Annotated in this window: 18 protein-coding genes and 3 pseudogenes; 12 read left to right on the forward strand and 9 right to left on the reverse strand. The window is 71.1% G+C overall.

The window, feature by feature from the left end; translation table 11 throughout:
* Window positions 1-32: 32 nt before the first annotated feature.
* Window positions 33-833: an MBL fold metallo-hydrolase gene (locus tag OG417_RS27490; RefSeq protein ID WP_329234206.1), complete on the forward strand. Its 801-nt coding sequence runs from the start codon at window positions 33-35 to the stop codon at window positions 831-833.
* On the opposite strand, the gene OG417_RS27495 is transcribed toward OG417_RS27490, so the two are convergent.
* From OG417_RS27495 to OG417_RS27510, 4 genes are all read right to left on the reverse strand, one after another.
* Window positions 790-1815 (reverse strand): COX15/CtaA family protein, encoded by a 1026-nt coding sequence (locus tag OG417_RS27495; RefSeq protein WP_442875579.1) that lies wholly within the window; start codon window positions 1813-1815, stop codon window positions 790-792. The two genes, OG417_RS27490 and OG417_RS27495, sit on opposite strands and share 44 nt — an antisense overlap.
* A 115-nt stretch (window positions 1816-1930) precedes the next feature.
* Window positions 1931-2872, reverse strand: coding sequence for an EamA family transporter (locus OG417_RS27500; protein WP_329234212.1), 942 nt, complete (start codon window positions 2870-2872; stop codon window positions 1931-1933).
* Window positions 2873-2875: 3 nt separating this feature from the next.
* Entirely contained in the window at window positions 2876-3592 is a 717-nt protein-coding gene (locus OG417_RS27505; RefSeq protein ID WP_329262639.1) for an ABC transporter permease, read from the reverse strand.
* Window positions 3593-3636: 44 nt separating this feature from the next.
* Complete coding sequence (locus OG417_RS27510; RefSeq protein WP_329234214.1) at window positions 3637-4548, reverse strand: ABC transporter ATP-binding protein; 912 nt, start codon at window positions 4546-4548, stop codon at window positions 3637-3639.
* A gap of 119 nt (window positions 4549-4667) precedes the next feature.
* Between OG417_RS27510 and argF the strand changes: the two genes are divergently transcribed.
* From argF to OG417_RS27565, 11 genes and pseudogenes are all read left to right on the forward strand, one after another.
* Window positions 4668-5660 (forward strand): ornithine carbamoyltransferase, encoded by a 993-nt coding sequence (argF, locus tag OG417_RS27515; RefSeq protein ID WP_329234219.1) that lies wholly within the window; start codon window positions 4668-4670, stop codon window positions 5658-5660.
* A gap of 83 nt (window positions 5661-5743) precedes the next feature.
* Window positions 5744-7135, forward strand: coding sequence for an MFS transporter (locus OG417_RS27520; protein WP_329234222.1), 1392 nt, complete (start codon window positions 5744-5746; stop codon window positions 7133-7135).
* An 89-nt stretch (window positions 7136-7224) separates the two neighbouring features.
* A complete protein-coding gene (locus OG417_RS27525) occupies window positions 7225-7959 on the forward strand; it encodes a helix-turn-helix transcriptional regulator (RefSeq protein ID WP_329234224.1) in 735 nt (244 codons plus the stop codon).
* On the forward strand, window positions 7956-9368 hold the full coding sequence (sufB, locus tag OG417_RS27530; RefSeq protein ID WP_329234227.1) for a Fe-S cluster assembly protein SufB: 1413 nt from the start codon (window positions 7956-7958) through the stop codon (window positions 9366-9368). Before OG417_RS27525 ends, sufB begins: the two co-directional genes overlap by 4 nt.
* Window positions 9368-10480 (forward strand): annotated as a pseudogene (sufD, locus tag OG417_RS27535) (Fe-S cluster assembly protein SufD); the annotation flags it as partial. The gene sufB and the pseudogene sufD, both read left to right, overlap by 1 nt.
* A gap of 179 nt (window positions 10481-10659) precedes the next feature.
* On the forward strand, window positions 10660-10974 hold the full coding sequence (locus OG417_RS27540) for a non-heme iron oxygenase ferredoxin subunit (RefSeq protein WP_329234230.1): 315 nt from the start codon (window positions 10660-10662) through the stop codon (window positions 10972-10974).
* Window positions 10975-10979: 5 nt separating this feature from the next.
* Window positions 10980-11732: a Fe-S cluster assembly ATPase SufC gene (sufC, locus tag OG417_RS27545; RefSeq protein ID WP_329234232.1), complete on the forward strand. Its 753-nt coding sequence runs from the start codon at window positions 10980-10982 to the stop codon at window positions 11730-11732.
* Entirely contained in the window at window positions 11729-13012 is a 1284-nt protein-coding gene (locus OG417_RS27550) for a cysteine desulfurase (protein ID WP_442875580.1), read from the forward strand. Before sufC ends, OG417_RS27550 begins: the two co-directional genes overlap by 4 nt.
* 33 nt (window positions 13013-13045) lie before the next feature.
* Entirely contained in the window at window positions 13046-13489 is a 444-nt protein-coding gene (gene sufU / locus OG417_RS27555) for a Fe-S cluster assembly sulfur transfer protein SufU (RefSeq protein ID WP_285584165.1), read from the forward strand.
* A gap of 39 nt (window positions 13490-13528) precedes the next feature.
* Window positions 13529-13849, forward strand: coding sequence for a metal-sulfur cluster assembly factor (locus OG417_RS27560; protein WP_329234235.1), 321 nt, complete (start codon window positions 13529-13531; stop codon window positions 13847-13849).
* Between the two features lie 81 nt (window positions 13850-13930).
* Window positions 13931-14410: pseudogene (locus OG417_RS27565) on the forward strand (helix-turn-helix domain-containing protein); the annotation flags it as partial.
* Window positions 14411-14452: 42 nt separating this feature from the next.
* Here the strand turns inward: OG417_RS27565 and OG417_RS27570 are convergent.
* The 5 genes and pseudogenes from OG417_RS27570 to OG417_RS27590 form a co-directional block, all read right to left on the reverse strand.
* Window positions 14453-14644 (reverse strand): annotated as a pseudogene (locus OG417_RS27570) (helix-turn-helix domain-containing protein); the annotation flags it as partial.
* A 127-nt stretch (window positions 14645-14771) separates the two neighbouring features.
* A complete protein-coding gene (locus tag OG417_RS27575; protein WP_329234238.1) occupies window positions 14772-16154 on the reverse strand; it encodes an FAD-binding oxidoreductase in 1383 nt (460 codons plus the stop codon).
* A gap of 330 nt (window positions 16155-16484) precedes the next feature.
* The gene (gene fdhD, locus OG417_RS27580) at window positions 16485-17327 is read right to left on the reverse strand and encodes a formate dehydrogenase accessory sulfurtransferase FdhD (RefSeq protein WP_329234241.1); all 843 of its coding nucleotides are present in this window, start codon (window positions 17325-17327) and stop codon (window positions 16485-16487) included.
* Window positions 17320-18234 carry a 2Fe-2S iron-sulfur cluster-binding protein gene (locus OG417_RS27585; RefSeq protein ID WP_329234244.1) on the reverse strand — a complete coding sequence of 305 codons (915 nt, stop codon included), beginning with the start codon at window positions 18232-18234 and terminating at the stop codon, window positions 17320-17322. Before OG417_RS27585 ends, fdhD begins: the two co-directional genes overlap by 8 nt.
* Before the next feature lie 64 nt (window positions 18235-18298).
* Window positions 18299-20158, reverse strand: coding sequence for an NAD(P)H-dependent oxidoreductase subunit E (locus OG417_RS27590; RefSeq protein WP_329234246.1), 1860 nt, complete (start codon window positions 20156-20158; stop codon window positions 18299-18301).
* Window position 20159 lies beyond the last annotated feature (1 nt).

Raw genomic sequence — 20159 nt, forward strand, 5'->3', positions numbered from 1 at the left:
TGAATCGCGCTTCAAGTCGCAGACTACCCGCCATGAAGATCCATCACCTCAACTGCGGCTCGGTCAGGACGATCGAGGCCACCTACGACGGCCCGCCGCCCGCGCACGCCGTCAACCACTGCCTGCTGGCCGAGACCGACGCCGACGGCCTCGTCCTGGTCGAGACCGGCCTCGGCCTCGCCGACGTACGCGACCCGGACGCGACCCTCGGCGCCGACTGGGTCACCATGGCCGAGCCCGTGCTGGACGAGGAGGAGACCGCCGTGCGTCAGATCGCCCGGCTGGGCCACTCACCCGGCGACGTGCGCCACGTCATCGTGACCCACCTCGACGTGGACCACTGCGGCGGCCTGCCGGACTTTCCCGACGCCCGCGTGCACGTGCTCGCCGCCGAGCTCGAGGCGGCGCTCGGCCAGGCGCCCGGCTTCCGCTATCGGCCGGCCCACTGGGCGCACGGCCCGGACTGGGTCACCTACACGCCCGAGCCGGGTGAGGAGTGGTTCGGGTTCACCTCGGTCCGGCCGGAGGGACTGCCGCCGGAGTTCCGGCTGGTGCCGCTCGGCGGCCACACCGCCGGCCACACCGGCGTCGCCGTCCACGACGGCGACCGCTGGCTGCTGCACTGTGGTGACGCGTACTACTACCACCGGGAGCTGGCCGCCGACCCGCACCCTCATCCCGTGCTGGACTTCGTGCAGACCACCTCGGAGGTCCACCACGACCTGCGGCTCGGCACCCAGGCGCGGCTACGCGAACTCGTCCGCGACCACGGCGATGAGGTATCGGTGTTCAGCGCCCACGACCCGTGGGAGCTGGATCGCCACCGGGGCTGACGGCGAGCCGGGGCTCCGGTCCGCTCCGGCGTACGGCGCGCGGCGCGGTCGCCGGCATCGGGCCGCGCTCGCGCAGCGCGAAGGCCGCCCGGAAGGTCGCGATCCACACCAGCGCCGACCCCAGCACGTGCGCGACGACGAGCGGGGCGGGGACGCCGGTGAAGTACTGGACATAGCCGATCACGCCCTGGGCCAGCTCGACGGCCAGCAGCTCCAGCGCGCACCGCTGGGCGCGGCGCGGGGCGTTCGTCAGGCGCAGCCCGAGCAGCAGCGCGAACGTCAGGCCGACCGTGGCCCAGACGATGTCGGCGTGCAGTTGCGCGACCTGCTCGATCCGGAACCCGAAGCGGGGCGCCTTCGCGTCGCCGGCGTGCGGCCCGGTGCCGGTCACGACGGTGCCCGCGACGAGCAGCACGAAGACCACGCCGATCAGCGCGCGGGCGAGCCAGACCAGCTCTCCGCGCACGAGCCGCCGGGCGGGCGCGTCGCCTTCGCTCGCGCGGATCCACAGCGCGGTCGCCGCGGCCAGGAGGGCGGGGGAGAGGAGGAAGTGCGCGGCGACCGCGGCCGGGTGCAGGTCGGTGAGCACGACGATGCCGCCGACCACGGCCTGGGCGACGACGCTCAACGGCTGGATCACGGCGAGCCGCACGAGGTCGCGCCGCCGGGGCGACAGGCGCACCGCGGCGATGAAGACCGCCACGCCGACGGCCAGCACCAGGAAGGTCAGCAGCCGGTTGCCGAACTCGATCGCCATGTTGACGGCGGCGTGCTCGGCCGAGTGAGTGGGCACGAGACTGTCGCCGGTGCACTTGGGCCAGGTGGGACACCCGAGCCCGGACCCGCTGACGCGCACGGCCGCGCCGGTGGACATGATGAGGGCGTTACCGGCCACCCCGGCGAGGGCGAGCCACCGCATCGAGGCGGACGTGGGGCGCCACACGGCATGGACGAGCCGCGTCACGGGATTGTCGGATCGCACGTCCCTCATCGTATGAGTGCCCCGCGGTGACCCGGATCCGGGTCACCCGCACGGCCGTCTCAGCCGGTCGGCAGCGCCGGATCGAACACGACACCGCGTGTCGAGGCGGTGGATGTCAGGCTTCGGGGGCTTCGGGCGGGGACTGCTGGAAGCGGGTGGCGCCGACGCAGGCGGTGATCACCAGGCCGATGGCCAGCCACTCGCGCCAGTACAGCATCTCGCCCAGGAACACGAGTCCCACGACGGCCGCGACGGCCGGTTCGATGCTCATCAGGATGCCGAACAGGCGTGCCGAGATGCGCCGCAGCGCCTCCAGCTCCAGGGTGTAGGGGATGACCGACGACAGCAGGCCGACGCCGGCGGCGACGAGGAGGAGCTCGGGGTCCAGCAGCTTGGCGCCGGCAGTGCCGACGCCGACCGGCAGCATGACGACCGCGCCGACGATGCTCGCCACGGCCAGGCCGGACGAGCCGGAGAACCGCCGCCCCGTCGCGCCGCTCAGCAGGATGTAGCAGGCCCAGCCGGCCGCCGCCAGCAGTGCGAACGCGACCCCGGTGAGCGTCACGTCGCCGTCGCCGCGGGCCAGCAGGGTCACGCCGCCCAGGGCCAGCAGCGCCCACAGCAGGTCGAGCCGCCGCCGCGAGGCGAGGATGGACACCGACAGGGGGCCGAGGAACTCCACGGTCACCGCGATGCCCAGCGGCAGCCGTGCCAGGGCCTGGTAGAAGCAGGCGTTCATGCCGGCCAGCGTCAGGCCGAACAGCACGGCCACGCCGATGTCGCGCCAGGAGTGCAGGCGCCGCAGGCCGCGCAGGGACGACCGGTACGCCACGCCGAGGACGACCGCCGAGGTCAGCAGGCGCATCATCACGACGGCGTCGGGGGAGGACCGGGCGAACAGGTTCTTGGCCAGGCCCGCGCCCACCTGGACCGAGACGATGCCGAGCAGGATCAGCGCGGGCGGCGGCACCGAGCCGAGCGAGGGCCGCAGGGCCCCCGTCCGCGTGCGGAACCAGCCCGCCCGGCCGTACGAGCCTTGGGCGTCAGCGAGCGCCATCGGTCACTCCCAGCGAAAGAAGCGCGCCGCCAGGGCGAGGCCGAGCACGGCCCATACGAGCAGGACGACGAGGTCTCGTACGGGCAGGCCGGCGCCGTGCTGCAGCACCTGCCGCAGGCCGTCGGCGAGCGCGGAGATCGGTAGCAGTTCGAGGATCGACCGTAGCCCGCCGGAGAACTTTGTCAACGGAAATACCACGCCGCCGAGGACGAGCAGCAGCAGGTAGACGAGGTTCGCGGCGGCCAGAGTGGCCTCGGCGCGGAGGGTGCCCGCCATCAGGAGGCCGAAGCCGCTGAACGCCGCGGTGCCGGCCAGCACGAGCAGGACCGCGACGAGCGGGTCTCCGTGCGGGCTCCAGCCGAGGGCGAGCGCGACCGCGCCGACGATCACGGTCTGCAGCAGCTCGACGAGCAGCACGGTCAGCGACTTGGCCGCGATCAGGCCGGACCGGGGGAGCGGCGTCGCCCCGAGGCGCTTCAGCACGCCGTAGCGGCGCTCGAACCCGGTGCCGATCGCCTGACCGGTGAACGCGGTCGACAGCACGGCCAGGGCCAGGATGCCGGGGGCGAGGAAGTCCACGCGCCGGCCCGGGCCGACGTCGAGGAGCGGCGCGGAGGCGAACAGCACCAGCAGCGCGACCGGAATGATCAAGGTGAGGAGGAGCTGCTCGCCGTTGCGCAGGAGGTTGCGCAGCTCGTAGGCGGTCTGGCCGCCGATCATGCGCGGCAGCGGCGCCGCCCCCGGCGACGGCGTGAAAGTGGATGTCACGAACGCAGTTCCCGTCCGGTGAGTTCGAGGAAGACGTCTTCGAGAGTGCGGCGTTCGATGCGGAGGTCCTCGGTCATGACGCCGTGCGAGGCGCACCAGGCGGTCACCGAGGCGAGAAGCTCGGGCACGAGGTCGCCCTCGATGACGTAGTGGCCGGCCGGCGACTCCTTGGCCATGGTCGCCGGCGGGAGCGCGGACAGCAGCTCGTCCAGGCCCAGCCCGGGCCGGGCGCGGAAGCGGAGCTGGCGTTCGGCCCCGGTCAGCTCCGGCGGGCTGCCGTCGGCGATCACCACGCCCCGATCGATGATCACGACCTGGTCGGCGAGGCGCTCGGCCTCGTCCATGTGGTGCGTGGTCAGGATCACCGCGACGCCCGCGGCCTTCAGCTCCTCGACCAGCTCCCAGGTGGCGAGCCGGGCCTGCGGGTCCAGGCCGGCGGTGGGCTCGTCGAGGAAGACCAGCTCCGGCCGGCCGACGACGGCCGCAGCCAGGGCGAGGCGCTGCTGCTGCCCGCCGGACATGCGCCGGTACGGCGTGCGGGCGGCGCCGGCCAGCCCGAGGCGTTCGAGCAGCAGGGCGGGGTCGACGGGGTCGGCGTAGAAGCCGGCGACCAGGCGGAGGTACTCTCCGGCACGGGCGCCGGTCGGCACGCCGCCGGACTGCAGCATGACGCCGACACGGGCGCGCAGTGCCTGGTCACGCGGGTCGAGGCCGAGGACTCGCACGGTGCCGCCGTCGGCGCGGCGGTAGCCCTCGCAGATCTCCACGGTGGTCGTCTTGCCCGCGCCGTTGGGGCCGAGCAAGGCGGTGACCTCGGCGCGCCGGGCGGTGAACGACAGCCCGTCGGCGGCGATGTTCGTGCCGTAGCGCTTGACCAGGCCGTTCACATCGACGGCGAGGGGTGTCATGGCACCGAGTGTAGGTGCGGCGCCTCGTCGCCGAGCGGTGACCCCCGAAGTGAGCTTTGAATATTGATTCAGAAGCCCGCATAGCGATACAGTTCCTCGTGTATTCCTCGGGAGGTCAGATGCTGCGTGGGCGAAGCTACGTCAAAGAACTGGACGTCACGCCGGAAGAGTTCCGCTTCCTGCTGACGTTGTCGGCGGAGCTGAAGGCGGCCAAGCGCGAGGGCGCCGAGCAACGGCGCCTGACGGGCCGCAACATCGCGCTGCTGTTCGAGAAGTCCTCCACCCGCACGCGCTCCGCGTTCGAGGTCGCCGCCCACGACCAGGGCGCCCACACCACGTACCTCGACCCGGCGGGCTCCCACCTGGGCCACAAGGAGTCGGTCCGCGACACGGCGCGCGTGCTGGGCCGGATGTTCGACGGCATCCAGTACCGCGGGAGCCGCCAGGCCGACGTCGAGACCCTCGCCGCGCACGCGGGCGTGCCCGTCTGGAACGGCCTGACCGACGAGTGGCACCCGACCCAGAGCCTGTGCGACGTCTTCACGATGACCGAGCACAGTGACAAGCCCCTGGGCGAGATCTCCTACGCCTACCTCGGCGACGCGCGCAACAACATGGGCAACTCCCTGCTCGTCGCGGGTGCGCTGCTCGGCATGGACGTGCGCATCGTCGCGCCGCCCGGACTGCTGCCGCCCGAGCCGGTGCAGGCCGCCGCCCGCGAACTCGCCGCCCGCAGCGGCGCCCGTCTCACCCTCACCGGCGACGTCGGCGAGGGTGTGCGCGGCGTGGACTTCGTGCACACCGACGTCTGGGTCTCGATGGGAGAGCCGCGCGACGCCTGGGGCGAGCGCATCGCGCTGCTGCGGCCGTACCGCGTCGACGAGGCCGTCCTGGAGGCGACGGGGAATCCCTCGGTGCGGTTCATGCACTGCCTGCCCGCCTTCCACGACCGCGAGACGGCCGTGGGCGAGGAGATCTACCAGGAGTTCGGCCTGGACGCCCTCGAGGTGACCGACGAAGTGTTCGAGTCCAAGGCCTCGATCGTCTTCGACCAGGCCGAGAACCGCCTGCACACGATCAAGGCGATCCTCGTGGCCACGCTGGGCGGCTGACCGCCGGCGCCGGGCCCGCCCGTCGCGGTGGGTGCGGCGACGTTTCGGGCCTCATCGAAAGGTTCCGGGACCAGGCTGGAGTCATGTCCAGTGACCTGACCGACGTCAACGTCCGCGCACCGGCGCCGTCCCGGCTGGCGCTGCCCGCCATCTGCCTCGGCTACTTCATGGTCATCCTCGACGCGACGGCGGTGAACCTCTCGCTGCCCGCGCTCGGACGGGACCTCGGGGGCGGCGTCGGGGCGCTGCAGTGGGTGGTCGACGGCTACACGCTCACCTTCGCGGCGCTCCTGCTGACGGCGGGTTCGCTCGGCGACCGGTACGGCGCCCGGCGTGTGTTCTGCGGTGGTCTGGCGCTGTTCCTCGTCGCCTCGGCCGCATGCGGGCTCGCTCCGGGAGCGGCGACCCTGGTCGTCGCCCGCCTGGTGCAGGGGGCCGCCGCAGCCGTTCTCGTGCCGTGCTCGCTGGCGCTGGTGCGCGCCGCTTATGAGGATCCCGGGGCGCGGGCGCGCGCCGTGGGCGTCTGGGGCGGTGTGGCCGGAGTCGCGGCCGCCTCCGGACCGGTGATCGGCGGCGTGCTCACCCAGGTCGTGAGCTGGCGGCTCGTCTTCTTCGTCAACGTGCCGATCGGCCTGGCCGCCCTGCTGCTGACCCGGCGGCACGTGCCCGCGGCGGACGGCCACGGCCGTCCCGGGTTCGACCTGCCCGCCCAGGCGACCGTGATCGCCGCCCTCGGGGTACTGACCTTCGCGCTCATCGAGGCCCGGACCGAGGGCTGGACCTCCCCGTTCATCCTCGGCGGCTTCGTGGCGGCAGCCCTGCTCATCGCGGTCTTCATCGTCGTCGAGCGCCGCGCGGCCGCCCCGATGCTGCCGCTGGGAATGTTCCGCGATCGCGCCTTCGCCGGAGGCTCGGCGATCGGGCTGCTGATCAACCTCGGCTTCTACGGACAGCTCTTCGTCATCAGCCTGTACTTCCAGAACAGCCGCCACATGAGCCCGGTCACCGCCGGTCTGGCCCTGCTGCCCGAGGGACTGCTGGTGTCGCTGGCGTCGCTGCTGTCCGGGCGTGTGACGAGCCGCACGGGCGCGCGGCCGACGATGCTGGCGGGGCTGTGCGCGGGCGCCGCCGGGCTCTTCGGGCTCATGATCGCCGACCCGCACGTCTCCTACCTCGTCCTCGTGGTCCCGCTCATGGCGGCGGGCTTCGGCATGGCCTTCACCATGCCCGCCGCCACGACGACCGTGGTCGAGGCGGCGCCGGCGGACCGGGCCGGAGTGGCGTCGGGGGCGATCAACACCGGGCGGCAGGTCGGCAGTACGATCGGCGTCGCCCTCATCGGCACCCTCGCCGGTTCGGCCGGGCTCGCAACCGCGATGGCCGTCGCGGGCGCGGCCTTCCTCGTCGGCGCCGCCGTCACCGTCGTCGTCATCCCCGGCCGGGGCGTCCACGCGGCGAAGCCGCAGGTGGAGTAAGGCTCACCTTAGTGAGGTAGGTAACCCCGTTCCGTTTGTGCGGCGGGAAGGAATTAGGCCACACTGATGTTGTGAAAAACGTGACCGACATGAGGAGCAGTGTCCCGGCGTCCGCCGGCGTGCCCGCGTTCGGTCCGAGCCACGCCGAGCGCACCACACGCGCGCGGGTGGCACGCCTGATTCTTGAACACGGTCCCATCAGCGCCTCGGCGCTCGGACAGCGGCTCGGGCTCACGCCCGCGGCCGTACGCCGCCACCTCGACCACCTTCTCGCCGAGGAGATGATCGAGGTGCGCCGGAGCCGCCCGCACGCCTCACGCGGGCGCGGGCGCCCGGCGAAGCTGTTCGTCATCACCGACGCCGGCCGCAGCGCGTTCGAGCACGCTTATGACGACCTCGCCACGAGCGCTCTGCGGTTCCTCGCCGAGCGGCTCGGTGACGAGGCCGTCGCCGAGTTCTCCCGTCGCCAGCTCGGCGATCTCGAGGCGCGTTACGGTGCGGCGATCCGCGCGGTGCCCCCGCAGCAGCGGGTGCGCGCGCTGGCCGAGGCGCTGTCCGCGGACGGCTATGCCGCCGCGGCGGGCAACGCGCCGGCCGGGGGGCAGCAGCTGTGCCAGCACCACTGCCCGGTCGCGCACGTCGCGGCCAGCTTTCCGCAGCTCTGCGAGGCCGAGACCGCCGCGTTCGCGCGGCTGCTCGGCGTTCCGGTGCAGCGGCTGGCGACCATCGCCCACGGCGACGGGGTTTGCACGACTCACGTGACCGCACGTGAGCTGACAGAGAAGAACGACGACAAGCAGGAGTCCGGAGGCGCCTCCGTATGACTACGGCAGCCCATCCCGAGCTCGAGGGGCTCGGAAGGTACAAGTTCGGCTGGGCCGACTCGGACGTGGCCGGTGCGTCGGCCCGTCGCGGGTTGAACGAGGAGGTCGTCCGCGACATCTCGGCGAAGAAGGACGAGCCGGAGTGGATGCTCGACCTTCGCCTGAAGGGCCTGCGCCTGTTCGGTAAGAAGCCGATGCCGACGTGGGGCGCCGACCTCTCCGCGATCGACTTCGACAACATCAAGTACTTCGTCCGGTCGACGGAGAAGCAGGCCGCGTCGTGGGACGAGCTCCCCGCCGACATCAAGAACACCTACGACAAGCTCGGTATCCCCGAGGCCGAGAAGCAGCGCCTGATCGCCGGCGTGGCGGCCCAGTACGAATCCGAGGTCGTCTACCACCAGATCCGCGAGGACCTGGAGAAGCAGGGTGTCATCTTCCTCGACACCGACACCGGCCTGCGCGAGCACCCGGAGATCTTCCAGGAGTACTTCGGCTCGGTGATCCCGGTCGGCGACAACAAGTTCGCCGCGCTCAACTCCGCGGTCTGGTCGGGCGGCTCGTTCATCTACGTGCCGCCGGGCGTGCACGTCGAGATCCCGCTGCAGGCCTACTTCCGGATCAACACCGAGAACATGGGCCAGTTCGAGCGCACGCTGATCATCGTCGACGAGGGGGCGTACGTCCACTACGTCGAGGGGTGCACCGCGCCGATCTACAAGTCCGACTCGCTGCACTCCGCGGTCGTGGAGATCGTCGTGAAGAAGGACGCCCGTTGCCGTTACACGACCATCCAGAACTGGTCGAACAACGTCTACAACCTCGTGACCAAGCGCGCCGTCTGCTACGAGGGCGGCACGATGGAATGGGTCGACGGCAACATCGGCTCCAAGGTCACGATGAAGTACCCGGCCGTCTACCTCATGGGCGAGCACGCCAAGGGCGAGACGCTGTCCATCGCCTTCGCCGGTGAGGGCCAGCACCAGGACGCCGGCGCCAAGATGGTGCACAACGCGCCGAACACCTCCTCGACCATCATCTCCAAGTCGGTGGCGCGCGGTGGCGGTCGTACGAGCTACCGCGGCCTGGTCCAGGTGCAGGAGGGCGCCGAGCACTCCAAGTCGACGGTCAAGTGCGACGCGCTGCTGGTCGACCAGATCAGCCGCTCCGACACCTACCCCTACGTCGACGTCCGCGAGGACGACGTCGAGATGGGTCACGAGGCGACCGTCTCCAAGGTCTCCGAAGACCAGCTGTTCTACCTCATGAGCCGCGGGCTCACCGAGGACGAGGCCATGGCGATGATCGTGCGCGGCTTCGTCGAACCGATCGCGCGTGAGCTGCCGATGGAGTACGCCCTGGAGCTCAACCGCCTCATCGAGCTGCAGATGGAAGGGGCCGTGGGTTAATGGGCGTGCAGACCAGGCCTCTGTCGACGCTGCACGAGCGCACGTCGTACGAGGTGGCCGACTTCCCGGTGCCGACCGGGCGCGAGGAGGAGTGGCGGTTCACCCCGCTGCGCCGCCTGCGCGACCTGCACAAGGGCGCCGAGGCCGACGGCAAGGTCGTCGTCGACGTGGACGCCGCGCCCGAGGTCAAGGTCGAGACCGTCGGCCGTACGGACGAGCGGGTCGGCAAGGCCTACGTCCCGGCCGACCGGGTGAGCGCCCAGGCGTACGCCTCCTTCGCCCAGGCGACCGTGATCACGGTGCCGAAGGAGGTCGTCGCCACCAGCCCGACGGTCGTGACGCTGCGCGGTGAGGGCGGCGTGGCCTACGGCCACACGACCGTCGTCCTCGAGCCGTTCGCGCAGGCCACGGTCGTGCTCGACCACATCGGCACGGCCACCTACGCCGACAACGTCGAGTTCGTGGTGGGCGACGGCGCCTCGCTGGCGGTCTTCAGCCTGCAGAACTGGGCCGACGACGCCGTGCACCTGTCCCACCAGCACGCGCGGCTCGGCCGCGACGCGAAGTTCACGAGCTTCACGGTCAGCCTCGGCGGCGACGTGGTCCGCATCGCCCCGTCCGTGGCCTACGACGCCCCGGGCGGCGACGCGGAGCTGTACGGCCTCTACTTCGTGGACAAGGACCAGCACATCGAGCACCGGCTGCTGGTCGACCACACCATGCCGAACTGCCGCAGCCGCGTCGACTACCGCGGCGCGCTGCAGGACGAGGGCGCCCACACCGTCTGGATCGGCGACGTCATCATCCGGGCCGAGGCCGAGGGCACCGACACGTACGAGCTCAACCGCAACCTCGTGCTGACCGACGGCACGCGGGTCGACTCGGTGCCGAACCTGGAGATCCTCACCGGCGAGGTCGCCGGCGCCGGGCACGCCTCGGCGTCCGGACGGCTCGACGACCAGCACCTGTTCTACCTCCAGGCGCGCGGCATCCCGCACGACGTGGCCCGGCGCATGGTCGTCCGCGGCTTCCTGGGTCAGCTCGTCGACAAGATCGACGTGCCGGACATCCAGGAGCAGGTGCGTACGGCCATCGACAAGGAGCTCGATCGACGAGCGAGCGGAGTGGCCGGTGCCGCGGAGCAAGCCGGCCGCGGAGCGAGTGAGGAGACGAGAGCGACCGGCGAACAGGAGCTCGATCGACGAGCGAGCGGAGTGGCCGGTGCCGCGGAGCAAGCCGGCCGCGGAGCGAGTGAGGAGACGAGAGCGACCGGCGAACAGGAGCTGGATCGATGAGCTTCGTGCGCGCGTGCGCGCTCGCCGACGTGCCCGAGGAGGGGGCGCTGGCGGTGGAGATCGACGACACGCCGGTGGCGGTCGTGCGCATCGGCGCGGAGGTCTTCGCGCTGCGCGACGTCTGCTCCCACGCCGAGGTCGCGCTCAGCGAGGGCGAGGTGTACGACCACACCATCGAGTGCTGGCTGCACGGGTCGTGCTTCGACCTGCGCAGTGGCAAGCCCACCAATCCGCCGGCCACTCAGCCGGTTCCCACGTACCGAGTGAAGATCGAGGGCGACGACGTGTACGTCTCGCTCAAGGAGTCCTGAGATATATGGCCACGCTTGAGATTCGCGACCTGCACGTCGCCGTCGAGGACAAGGAGATCCTGCGGGGCGTCGACCTGACCGTACGGGCCGGGGAGACCCACGCGATCATGGGGCCGAACGGCTCCGGCAAGTCCACCCTCGCCTACGCCATCGCGGGTCACCCCAAGTACGACGTCACCGGCGGCGAGGTCCTCCTCGACGGCGAGAGCGTGCTGGACATGACCGTCGACGAGCGCGCCCGCGCCGGGCTGTTCCTCGCCATGCAGTACCCCGTCGAGGTGCCCGGCGTGTCGGTGTCGAACTTCCTGCGCACCGCGGTCACCGCCGTGCGCGGCGAGGCGCCGAAGCTGCGCGACTTCTCCAAGGAGATGCGCGGCGCGATGGCGGAGCTGCAGATCGACCCGGCGTTCGCCCAGCGCAACCTCAACGAGGGCTTCTCCGGCGGTGAGAAGAAGCGTCACGAGATCCTCCAGCTGGAGATGCTGAAGCCCAAGGTCGCGGTCCTGGACGAGACCGACTCCGGCCTCGACATCGACGCGCTCAAGGTCGTCTCCGAGGGCGTCAACCGCTTCCGCGAGGGCGGCGAGACCGGCGTCCTGCTGATCACGCACTACACGCGGATCCTGCGTTACGTGAAGCCCGACTTCGTGCACGTCTTCGCGGCCGGGCGCGTGGTCGAGGAGGGCGGCCCGGAGCTGGCCGAGCTCCTGGAGAGCGAAGGCTACGAGAAGTTCACGAAGGCGGGCGCGTCAGCGTGACGGATATCGACGTGGGGCGGGTCCGCAAGGACTTCCCGATCCTGACGCGCAGTGTCCGGGACGGACGTCCGCTCGTCTACCTCGACAGCGCCAACACCTCGCAGAAGCCGCTGCAGGTCATCGACGCGATCGAGGAGTACTACTCCCGGCACAACGCCAACATCCACCGGGCGACGCACCAGCTCGGGGAGGAGGCGACCGAGGCGTACGAGGGCGCGCGGCTGAAGGTCGCCGGCTTCATCGGCGTGGCGGACGAGTCCGAGGTGGTGTTCACCAAGAACATCTCCGAGGGCATCAACCTCGTCGCGTACGCCCTGGGCAACGCGGCGACCTCCGGCCCCGAGGCCGAGCGGTTCCGCGTCGGCCCCGGCGACGAGATCGTCATCACCGAGATGGAGCACCACTCCAACATCGTGCCGTGGCAGCTGCTCGCGCAGCGCACCGGCGCGACGCTCCGCTGGTTCGGCGTGACCGACGACGGCCGTCTCGACCTGTCCGACGTCGACGAGCTGATCAACGAGCGCACCAAGATCGTCGCGGTCGCGCACCAGTCGAACGTCCTCGGCACCGTCAACCCGGTCCGCGAGATCGCCGCCAAGGCCCACGCCGTCGGCGCGCTCGTGCTGGTCGACGGGGCGCAGGCGGTGCCGCAGATGCCGGTGAACGTCGCGGAGCTCGGCGCCGACTTCTACGGCTTCACCGCGCACAAGCTGTGCGGCCCGACCGGCATCGGCGTGCTGTGGGGGCGCCGGGAGCTGCTGGAGACCCTCCCGCCGTTCCTCGGCGGCGGCGAGATGATCGAGACCGTCGCGATGGAACGTTCGACGTACGCGCCGCCGCCGCACAAGTTCGAGGCCGGCACGATGCCGATCGCCGAGGCCGCCGGGCTGTCCGCCGCGATCGACTATCTGCGCGGGATCGGGCTCGAGGAGATCCACGCGTACGAGCACGAGCTGCTGGCGTACGCCCTGGAGCGGCTCCGCGAGGTCGAGGGGCTGCGGCTGCTCGGCCCGGCCGAGGCCGTGGACCGCGGCGGCGCCCTGTCATTCACCCTCGACGGCCTCGACGGCCGGGAGATCCACCCGCACGACGTGAGCCAGGTGCTCGACGCCCACGGCGTGGCCGTGCGGGCCGGTCACCACTGCGCGCGTCCGCTGCACCGCAGGTTCGGCCTGACCGCCAGCACCCGGGCGTCGCTGTACTTCTACAACACGCGCGCCGAGGTCGATGCCTTGGTCGACGGACTCCGGCAGACGCAGAAATTCTTCAGCGCCGCCTGACGTTGATCTGTTCGGCCGTAGGAAGGAAGAGGAATGCAGCTCGAGTCGATGTACCAGGAGATCATCCTGGATCACTACCGGAACCCGCACCACAAGGGGCTGCGGGATCCCTATGACGCCGAGGTGCATCACGTCAATCCGACCTGCGGTGATGAGGTGACGCTGCGCGTCCGCCTCGACGGCGACGACGTCGCCGACGTCTCCTACGACGCGATGGGCTGTTCGATCAGCCAGGCCAGTGCGTCGGTGATGGCCGACCTGATCATCGGCAGGCCGGTCAAGGAGGCGATGAACACCGGTGACGAGTTCCTGAAGCTCATGCAGTCCAAGGGGCAGGTCGACCCCGATGAGGACGTCCTGGAGGACGCCGTCGCCTTCTCCGGGGTGTCGAAGTACCCCGCCCGTATCAAGTGCGCCCTGCTCGCCTGGATGGCGTGGAAGGACGCGACCGCGAAAGCCATGGAGGCCCAGGCGTGATCCGGTGCGCCCGGTCGATCATCCGACGAAGGAGGACCCATGTCCGAGACGAAGATCGCTGAGGACGAGGTCCTCGAGGCCATGCGAGACGTGGTCGACCCCGAGCTCGGCATCAATGTCGTCGACCTGGGGCTGGTGTACGGCGTCGACATCGGCGACGACAACGTCGTCACCCTCGACATGACCCTCACCAGCGCGGCCTGCCCGCTGACCGATGTGATCGAGGACCAGACGAACAGCGCCCTGGAGGGCATGGCCGAGAAGGTCAGCATCAACTGGGTGTGGCTGCCGCCGTGGGGCCCGGACAAGATCACCGAGGACGGCCGCGAGCAGCTGCGCGCCCTCGGCTTCAACGTCTGACGTGCCGGCCCAGGGGGGCGACCCCCTGGAACCCCCCTTCGGTTCTAGGAGTCGTCGCAACGCCCTGTCTGAGGGGATGCGATGGGCTTCGAGATTCGTGCAGATCGCACACAGCGTGGGCCTAAGGCCTTGGTGCGTGAGCGGGAGGAATACTTCCGGCTTATGGATCAGGGCCTGAGTAGCAAGGAGGCTTGCCGGATCGTGGGCATCAACCCGCGGACCGGTAAGCGTTGGCGTAACGGGGTGAAGGCCACCGCCCATAACAAGGCCCGCCCGCCGATCAGCAGACCGTCCGCGCAGGCCGGTTGCTCGCGTTACCTGCGTGAGGAAGAGCGTGTGCACATCGCTGACCGGCTGGGTGAGGGAGTCTCGCTTCGCCTGATCGCGGCCGAGCTGGGCCGAAGCCCGTCCACCATCAGCCGTGAGGTGCGCCGGAACCGGCACCTGGCCAGCGGGCAGTACCGGCCGCACGCAGCCCAGGCCCGCGCGGATGCGCGCCGGCCCCGTCCCCGCCCGGGCAGACTCGCCACCAACGATGAACTGCGTGGTGTCGTCCAGGAACCGCGACGAGGCCTCGGCCTCCAGCACCTTCCGCGCCGGAGGCCGAGGCCTCTTCACCCGGCCTTCCGGCCGCCCGTTCCGCCACTCACGCCCCGTCCGCGGGTTCACACCCACCACACGACACGCCTGGCTGTTACTCAACCCCTGCGCCACCAGAGCAAGGTAGTGCGCCCGCTCCCGCGACAACTTCCTGCGCCCCTGCGGGGACCGGTCACCCCGGACCTCGAAGCCCACCGCAACTCCTCACCTGAGGTGTTGCGACGACCTCTTGAACCCAAGCTTGCCCGGAGGGGGGTTCTTTCTTTCCCGGCTCTTCGGCGTTACATCGTCCCTGGTGGTTGCGGAGGGTAGGCAGAATGGCTCAGTTGGCGACGGCTGGGGGGACGTTCTGGTTGAGTCGAAAGAGATTATCGGGATCCCAGGCCCGCTTGATTTCGGCCAACCGGTGGTAATTGTCGCCGTAGGCTCTGCGGACCCCCTCGGGCCCCTCGTCGGCGAGGTGGTTGACCTCCACGCCGGTCGCCCATGACCGTGTCGCCGCCCATAGCTGGTCAGCCCAGTCGATGTGCGTCTGCGGGTTTTCGTCGTCCGCCGACCAAGCTGCCCCGATTTCCAGGCAGTAGGACGCTTTCCGGTGTCGGAAGGCGGTAGCGTCGGCGGCGACTCCGGCCACGGCCCCACCCATCGGCAGCAGAATCACGGCGTTCTCCGGCGAGCTCAGCCTGCCGCCGAAATCAATCACGGTTTCGATCAGTTCCTCGGTTATCGGACCGCCCAGATGAGAGCGCATGTGATAGGGCGTGGATTGCCCCTGTGCGTCGAATATGTGCTGGAGGATCTCGAAGGAAGTCGGTTCGACCAGGTCGGCGAACGGCTCGCCGAGACCACGCATAGGCGCGAGCTCTCGCTCCCCATCAGAGAGGGCCCCGACGTAACACATCGCCAGCGCGAGCACAGGCTTTCCGTGCAGTTCCTGGGGAACGAACGGCGCCGGCGGAGCGGTGAGGATCGCCGGCGCCACATTGACCTCATCGGGAGCGCTCTGGCCGTACTGGGCGAGGAGGCGGAGCACCTCGGCGGCGCCGTCCAACCGGTGCATGACCAGCCCGCCGAGCAGCCGGTCGACCGGGTGCAGGCGCAAGGTGAACTCGAGGACGACCCCGAGATTGCCGCCGCCCCCGCGCAGGCCCCAGTACAGGTCCTGATTCTCGTCGGCACTCGCCCGGACGATCTTCCCCGAAGCGGAGAGGACGTCGGCGGAGACGAGGTTGTCGCAGGCAAGCCCGAAGACCCGCGAGAACCACCCGTTGCCCCCTCCAAGCGTCAGCCCGGCGACGCCCACATCCGCCACGTGCCCACCGACTGGCGCGAGGCCGTACTGCGCGGTCGCCGCGGTGAGATCACCCCACCGAACACCAGGGCCGACCTTGGCCGTCCGCTGCTCCACGCCGACGACGATCTGCTTCATCGGGGTCAGGTCCAGGACCAGCCCGCCCTCGGTCGTCGAGAAGCCGGGGAAGCTGTGCCCGCCGCCGCGGACGGCGACTTCGAGGCCGGTGTCCCGTGCGACCGCCAATGCCGAGACGGCATCATCCCGGGTTCGGCAGCGTGCGATGGCAGCGGGTTTGCGGTCGATCAGTTGATTCCAAACGCGGCGGGCCGATTCGTAGCCGGCGGCCTCGGGCAGGATCACCTCGCCGTCGAAGCCTTCAGCCAACGCGCGGAGCGCGTTCTCAGTATTCACGTCCCCTCCAATACTCGAGCACACAGGGGTCGGGCCATCGTGCACGTAACGTGGACCCAGGGCATCCCGCAGCTGGCGTACTGAGCGGTACGCATACTGGAGGATGTCCTTGACCGGTGCTGACTCTCGACCCGAACGTGCGGGCGATGAAGGGGGATGCCGAGACATCAACCCGTGGAGGCGTGGGGCCGAGCCCTTCACATCGGGGGTTCCAGGGGGTCGCCCCCCTGCGCAAGCGGAGACCGGCGGGCGCAGGGGGCTGCCACCCGCCGGTCCCTTTCGTCTCCCGGTGGACCGCTTGGGTGGCCGCCCGGGTCCTCCAGGAAACGTTCAGTGGGCCGCCGCGACCGTGGCGCGGAGGCGTTCCGCCCCGGTGTAGACGTTCATGGTCGTGCCGCGTAGGAAGCCGATCAACGTCAGGCCGGTCTCCGCGGCCAGCTCGACCGCCAGCGACGACGGCGCGGACACCGCCGCCATCGCCGGGATCCCGGCCATCACCGCCTTCTGCGCGAGCTCGAACGACGCACGGCCGGACACGAGCAGCGTCGCCCCCCGCAGCGGCAGCAGGCCACGTCGCAGCGCCCACCCGACCAGCTTGTCCACCGCGTTGTGGCGGCCGACGTCCTCGCGTACGCACAGCAGCTCGCCGCTCGCGTCGAACAGGCCCGCGGCGTGCAGGCCGCCGGTGCGCTCGAAGACCCGCTGCGCCGCCCGCAGCCGGTCCGGCAGCGCGGCCACCGCCGCCGGGTCGAGCCGGAGCGGATCCTCCCGTACGCTCCAGCGCGCCACCGTCCGCACGGCGTCGAGGCTCGCCTTCCCGCACAGGCCGCAGGAGGAGGTGGTGTAGAAGTTGCGCTCCAGCGTGAGATCGGGGAGCACCACCCCGTCCGCCAGCCGTACGTCGACGATGTTGTAGGTGTTGCCGCCGTCGTCGGTCGCCCCGGCGCAGTAGGCGATCGTCCGGATCTCCTCCGCCCGCCCCACCACGCCCTCGCCGACGAGGAACCCCGCCGCCAGCTCGAAGTCGTCGCCCGGGGTGCGCATCGTGATCGTGAGCGGCCGCCCACCGAGCCGGATCTCCAATGGCTCCTCCGCCACGAGCGTGTCCGTACGGCCCGCCGGGACGCCGTCGGACACGCGCGTCATCCGACGGCGGACCGTGCGCCTACCCACGGTTCTGGACGTGCTGGAAGCCGAAGCGGCCCTTGACGCACAGGTTGCCGTGCGTGACCGGGTTGTCGTGCGGCGAGGTGACCTTCACGATCTCGTTGTCCTGGACGTGCAGGGTCAGGTTGCAGCCCACACCGCAGTAGCTGCAGATCGTCGTCGTCTCGGTCTGCCGCGACTCGTCCCACGTGCCCGCCGCGCGCATGTCGTACTCGCTCTTGAACGACAGCGCGCCGGTCGGGCAGACCTCGACGCAGTTCCCGCAGTACACACAGGCCGAGTCGGGCAGCGGCGCGGCGTGCTCGGTGGAGATCCGCGCGTCGAAGCCGCGGCCCGCGACGCCGATGGCGAAGGTGTTCTGCCACTGCTCGCCGCACGCGTCGACGCACTTGTAGCACAGGATGCACTTGCCGTAGTCGCGTACGTAGAGGTCGTTGTCGACCTTGGCCGGCTGGGCGACGGTGGCCGCGGCGGCCCCGCCGGGCGGTTCGTGCACGCCCGGCTGACGGGTGTCCCGGTCGGCGGACGGCTCACCGGGCGGCCCGAACCGCGCCGGCCGCGCGCCGTACTCCGCGCTCCACTCCGCCGCGCCGGGCGTCGTGGACAGGTCGGTCGAGGAGCCCAGGAGTTCGAGCACCAGCCGCCGGCTGTGCCGGACCCGCTCGCTGTCGGTCGTGATCTCCATGCCCGGCTCGACGCGGCGCGAGCAGGCCGGCACGAGCGTCCGGGAGCCCTTCACCTCCACCATGCAGACCCGGCAGGCGTTCTTCGGCGTCAGCGTGTCGCCATAGCACAGGGTCGGCGTGCCGGGGCAGGCGGCGAGGATGGTCGATCCCTCGGGCAGCCGCACCGGCTCACCGTCCACGGTGACGTCGATCAGCCGCCGCGGCGGTGCGAGCGGAACGATGGTCATGAGACCTCCTTCGTCGGAGAGCGTGACCACAGGGGCGTGTTATCGATTCCCTCGCTTCGCTCGGTCATGAGACCCAGCCCTTCTCGCCATCGGCGAAGACACCGAGGCGGTCGATCGCGGACTCGACGGCGTTCCAGGCGGTCTGGCCGAGGCCGCAGATGGAGGCGTCGCGCATGGCCCGGCCGACGTCGCGCAGCAGCGTCACGTCGGCCGGGCCGGAGCCCCGCGCCAGGCGGTGCAGTGCCTCCTCCTGCCGCACGGTTCCCACCCGGCAGGGGACGCACTGGCCGCAGGACTCGTCGCGGAAGAACGCCGCGATCCGCAACAGCACCCCGGTCAGGTCCACGCTGTCGTCGAGGGCCAGCACGACGCCGGAGCCGAGGCCGGCGCCGGCCGCCCGCGTGCCCTCGAACGTGAGGGGGACGTCCAGCTCGTCGGGGCGCACGAACGAGCCCGCGGCGCCGCCGAGCAGCACCGCCCGCAGCTTCCGGCCCTCGGGGACGCCGCCGGCCAGGGCCAGCAGCTCGCGCAGCGTGGCGCCGAAGGGCAGCTCGTAGATCCCGGGGCGGCGGACCGTGCCGGACAGGCAGAACAGTTTGGTCCCGGTCGATCCGCCCGTGCCCACGGCGGCGTACGCGGCGGCGCCGCCGGTGAGAATGGGCAGCACGTTGACGAGCGTCTCCACGTTGTTGACCACGGTCGGCTTGCCGAACAACCCCTTCTCGACCGGGAACGGCGGCTTGCTGCGGGGCTCGCCGCGGTAGCCCTCGATCGAGTTGAAGATCGCCGTCTCCTCGCCGCAGATGTACGCCCCGCCGCCGCGCCGGATCTCCACGTCGAAGTCGAACCCGGACCCGAGGATGTCCGTGCCCAGCAGGTTCCGCTCCCGGGCGCGTTCGACGGCGTTCGTGAGGAGCCGCAGCGCGCGCGGGTACTCGCCGCGCAGGTAGAGGTAGCCGCGGCGGCAGCCCGTGGCGTACGCCGCCACGGTCATGGCCTCGATCACCGAGAACGGGTCGCCCTCCATGATGACCCGGTCCTTGAACGTGCCGGGTTCGCTCTCGTCGGCGTTGCAGACCAGGTAGTGCGGATGGTCGGGCTGGCGCGCGGTCGCGTCCCACTTGCGCCCGGTCGGGAACGCCGCGCCGCCGCGGCCGACCAGACCGGCGTCGAGCACTTCGCGGATGACCGCGGCCGGGCCGAGCGCGAACGCCCTGCGCAGCGCGAGGTACCCGCCGGCCGCCCGGTAGTCGTCGAGGCCGGCCGGGTCCACGACGCCGACCCGGCGCAGCAGGACCAGGCCGTCCTGGCCCGCCTGGGGCACCGCCGCGCGGGCGGGCGGCTCGTCCTCGGCCCGGTCCGGGGAGGCGGCCGCCCGGACCACCGCCTCCGCCGTGGCGGGCCCGACCACGGCGGTCCGCGGCTGCTCACCCGCCTCCAGCACCAGCGCCGCCGGTGCTCGCTCGCACAGCCCCAGGCACGGGCTGTGGTGCCAGACGGCGTCGCCGTCGCCGGCGGGCCGTCCGTGCGGGCCGAGCGAGGCGTCCAGCGACCGGCACAGGGCGTCGGAGCCGGCGGCCCGGCAGGCCAGGTCGGTGCACACGTGGACGACGCGCCGCGGCCGCGGCTCGACGGACAGCAGCGCGTAGAACGTCGCCACCCCGTACGCCTCGGCGGGCGCGACGGTCAGCCGCCGGCAGATGTAGTCCAGCGCGCCCTCGCTGATCCAGCCCACCCGGTCGTTGACCGCGTGCAGCGCCGGCAGCAGCAGGTCTCGCCGCTCTCGTGCCTCGTGACCGCCCCGGGCGACCCGGATGTCGTCCCGGTCGCCGCCGTCCCAGGCGGAGGACGGCGGGCCGAGCAGCGCGTCGACCGCCTCGCGTTCCGCCTCGGTCGGTGCCACGTCCCTGAAGCGCAGGTCCATG

The organism is Actinoallomurus sp. NBC_01490 (assembly GCF_036227085.1).
GTDB classification, from domain to species: domain Bacteria; phylum Actinomycetota; class Actinomycetes; order Streptosporangiales; family Streptosporangiaceae; genus Actinoallomurus; species Actinoallomurus oryzae.

Coding starts and splice junctions, on each gene's coding strand:
- OG417_RS27490 (WP_329234206.1), top strand. CDS start 33: ATGAAGATCCATCACCTCAACTGCGGCTCGGTCAGGACGATCGAGGCC.
- OG417_RS27500 (WP_329234212.1), bottom strand. CDS start 2,872: ATGGCGCTCGCTGACGCCCAAGGCTCGTACGGCCGGGCGGGCTGGTTC.
- OG417_RS27505 (WP_329262639.1), bottom strand. CDS start 3,592: ATGATCGGCGGCCAGACCGCCTACGAGCTGCGCAACCTCCTGCGCAAC.
- OG417_RS27510 (WP_329234214.1), bottom strand. CDS start 4,548: ATGACACCCCTCGCCGTCGATGTGAACGGCCTGGTCAAGCGCTACGGC.
- argF (WP_329234219.1), top strand. CDS start 4,668: ATGCTGCGTGGGCGAAGCTACGTCAAAGAACTGGACGTCACGCCGGAA.
- OG417_RS27520 (WP_329234222.1), top strand. CDS start 5,744: ATGTCCAGTGACCTGACCGACGTCAACGTCCGCGCACCGGCGCCGTCC.
- OG417_RS27525 (WP_329234224.1), top strand. CDS start 7,225: ATGAGGAGCAGTGTCCCGGCGTCCGCCGGCGTGCCCGCGTTCGGTCCG.
- sufB (WP_329234227.1), top strand. CDS start 7,956: ATGACTACGGCAGCCCATCCCGAGCTCGAGGGGCTCGGAAGGTACAAG.
- OG417_RS27540 (WP_329234230.1), top strand. CDS start 10,660: ATGAGCTTCGTGCGCGCGTGCGCGCTCGCCGACGTGCCCGAGGAGGGG.
- sufC (WP_329234232.1), top strand. CDS start 10,980: ATGGCCACGCTTGAGATTCGCGACCTGCACGTCGCCGTCGAGGACAAG.
- sufU (WP_285584165.1), top strand. CDS start 13,046: ATGCAGCTCGAGTCGATGTACCAGGAGATCATCCTGGATCACTACCGG.
- OG417_RS27560 (WP_329234235.1), top strand. CDS start 13,529: ATGTCCGAGACGAAGATCGCTGAGGACGAGGTCCTCGAGGCCATGCGA.
- OG417_RS27585 (WP_329234244.1), bottom strand. CDS start 18,234: ATGACCATCGTTCCGCTCGCACCGCCGCGGCGGCTGATCGACGTCACC.
- OG417_RS27590 (WP_329234246.1), bottom strand. CDS start 20,158: ATGGACCTGCGCTTCAGGGACGTGGCACCGACCGAGGCGGAACGCGAG.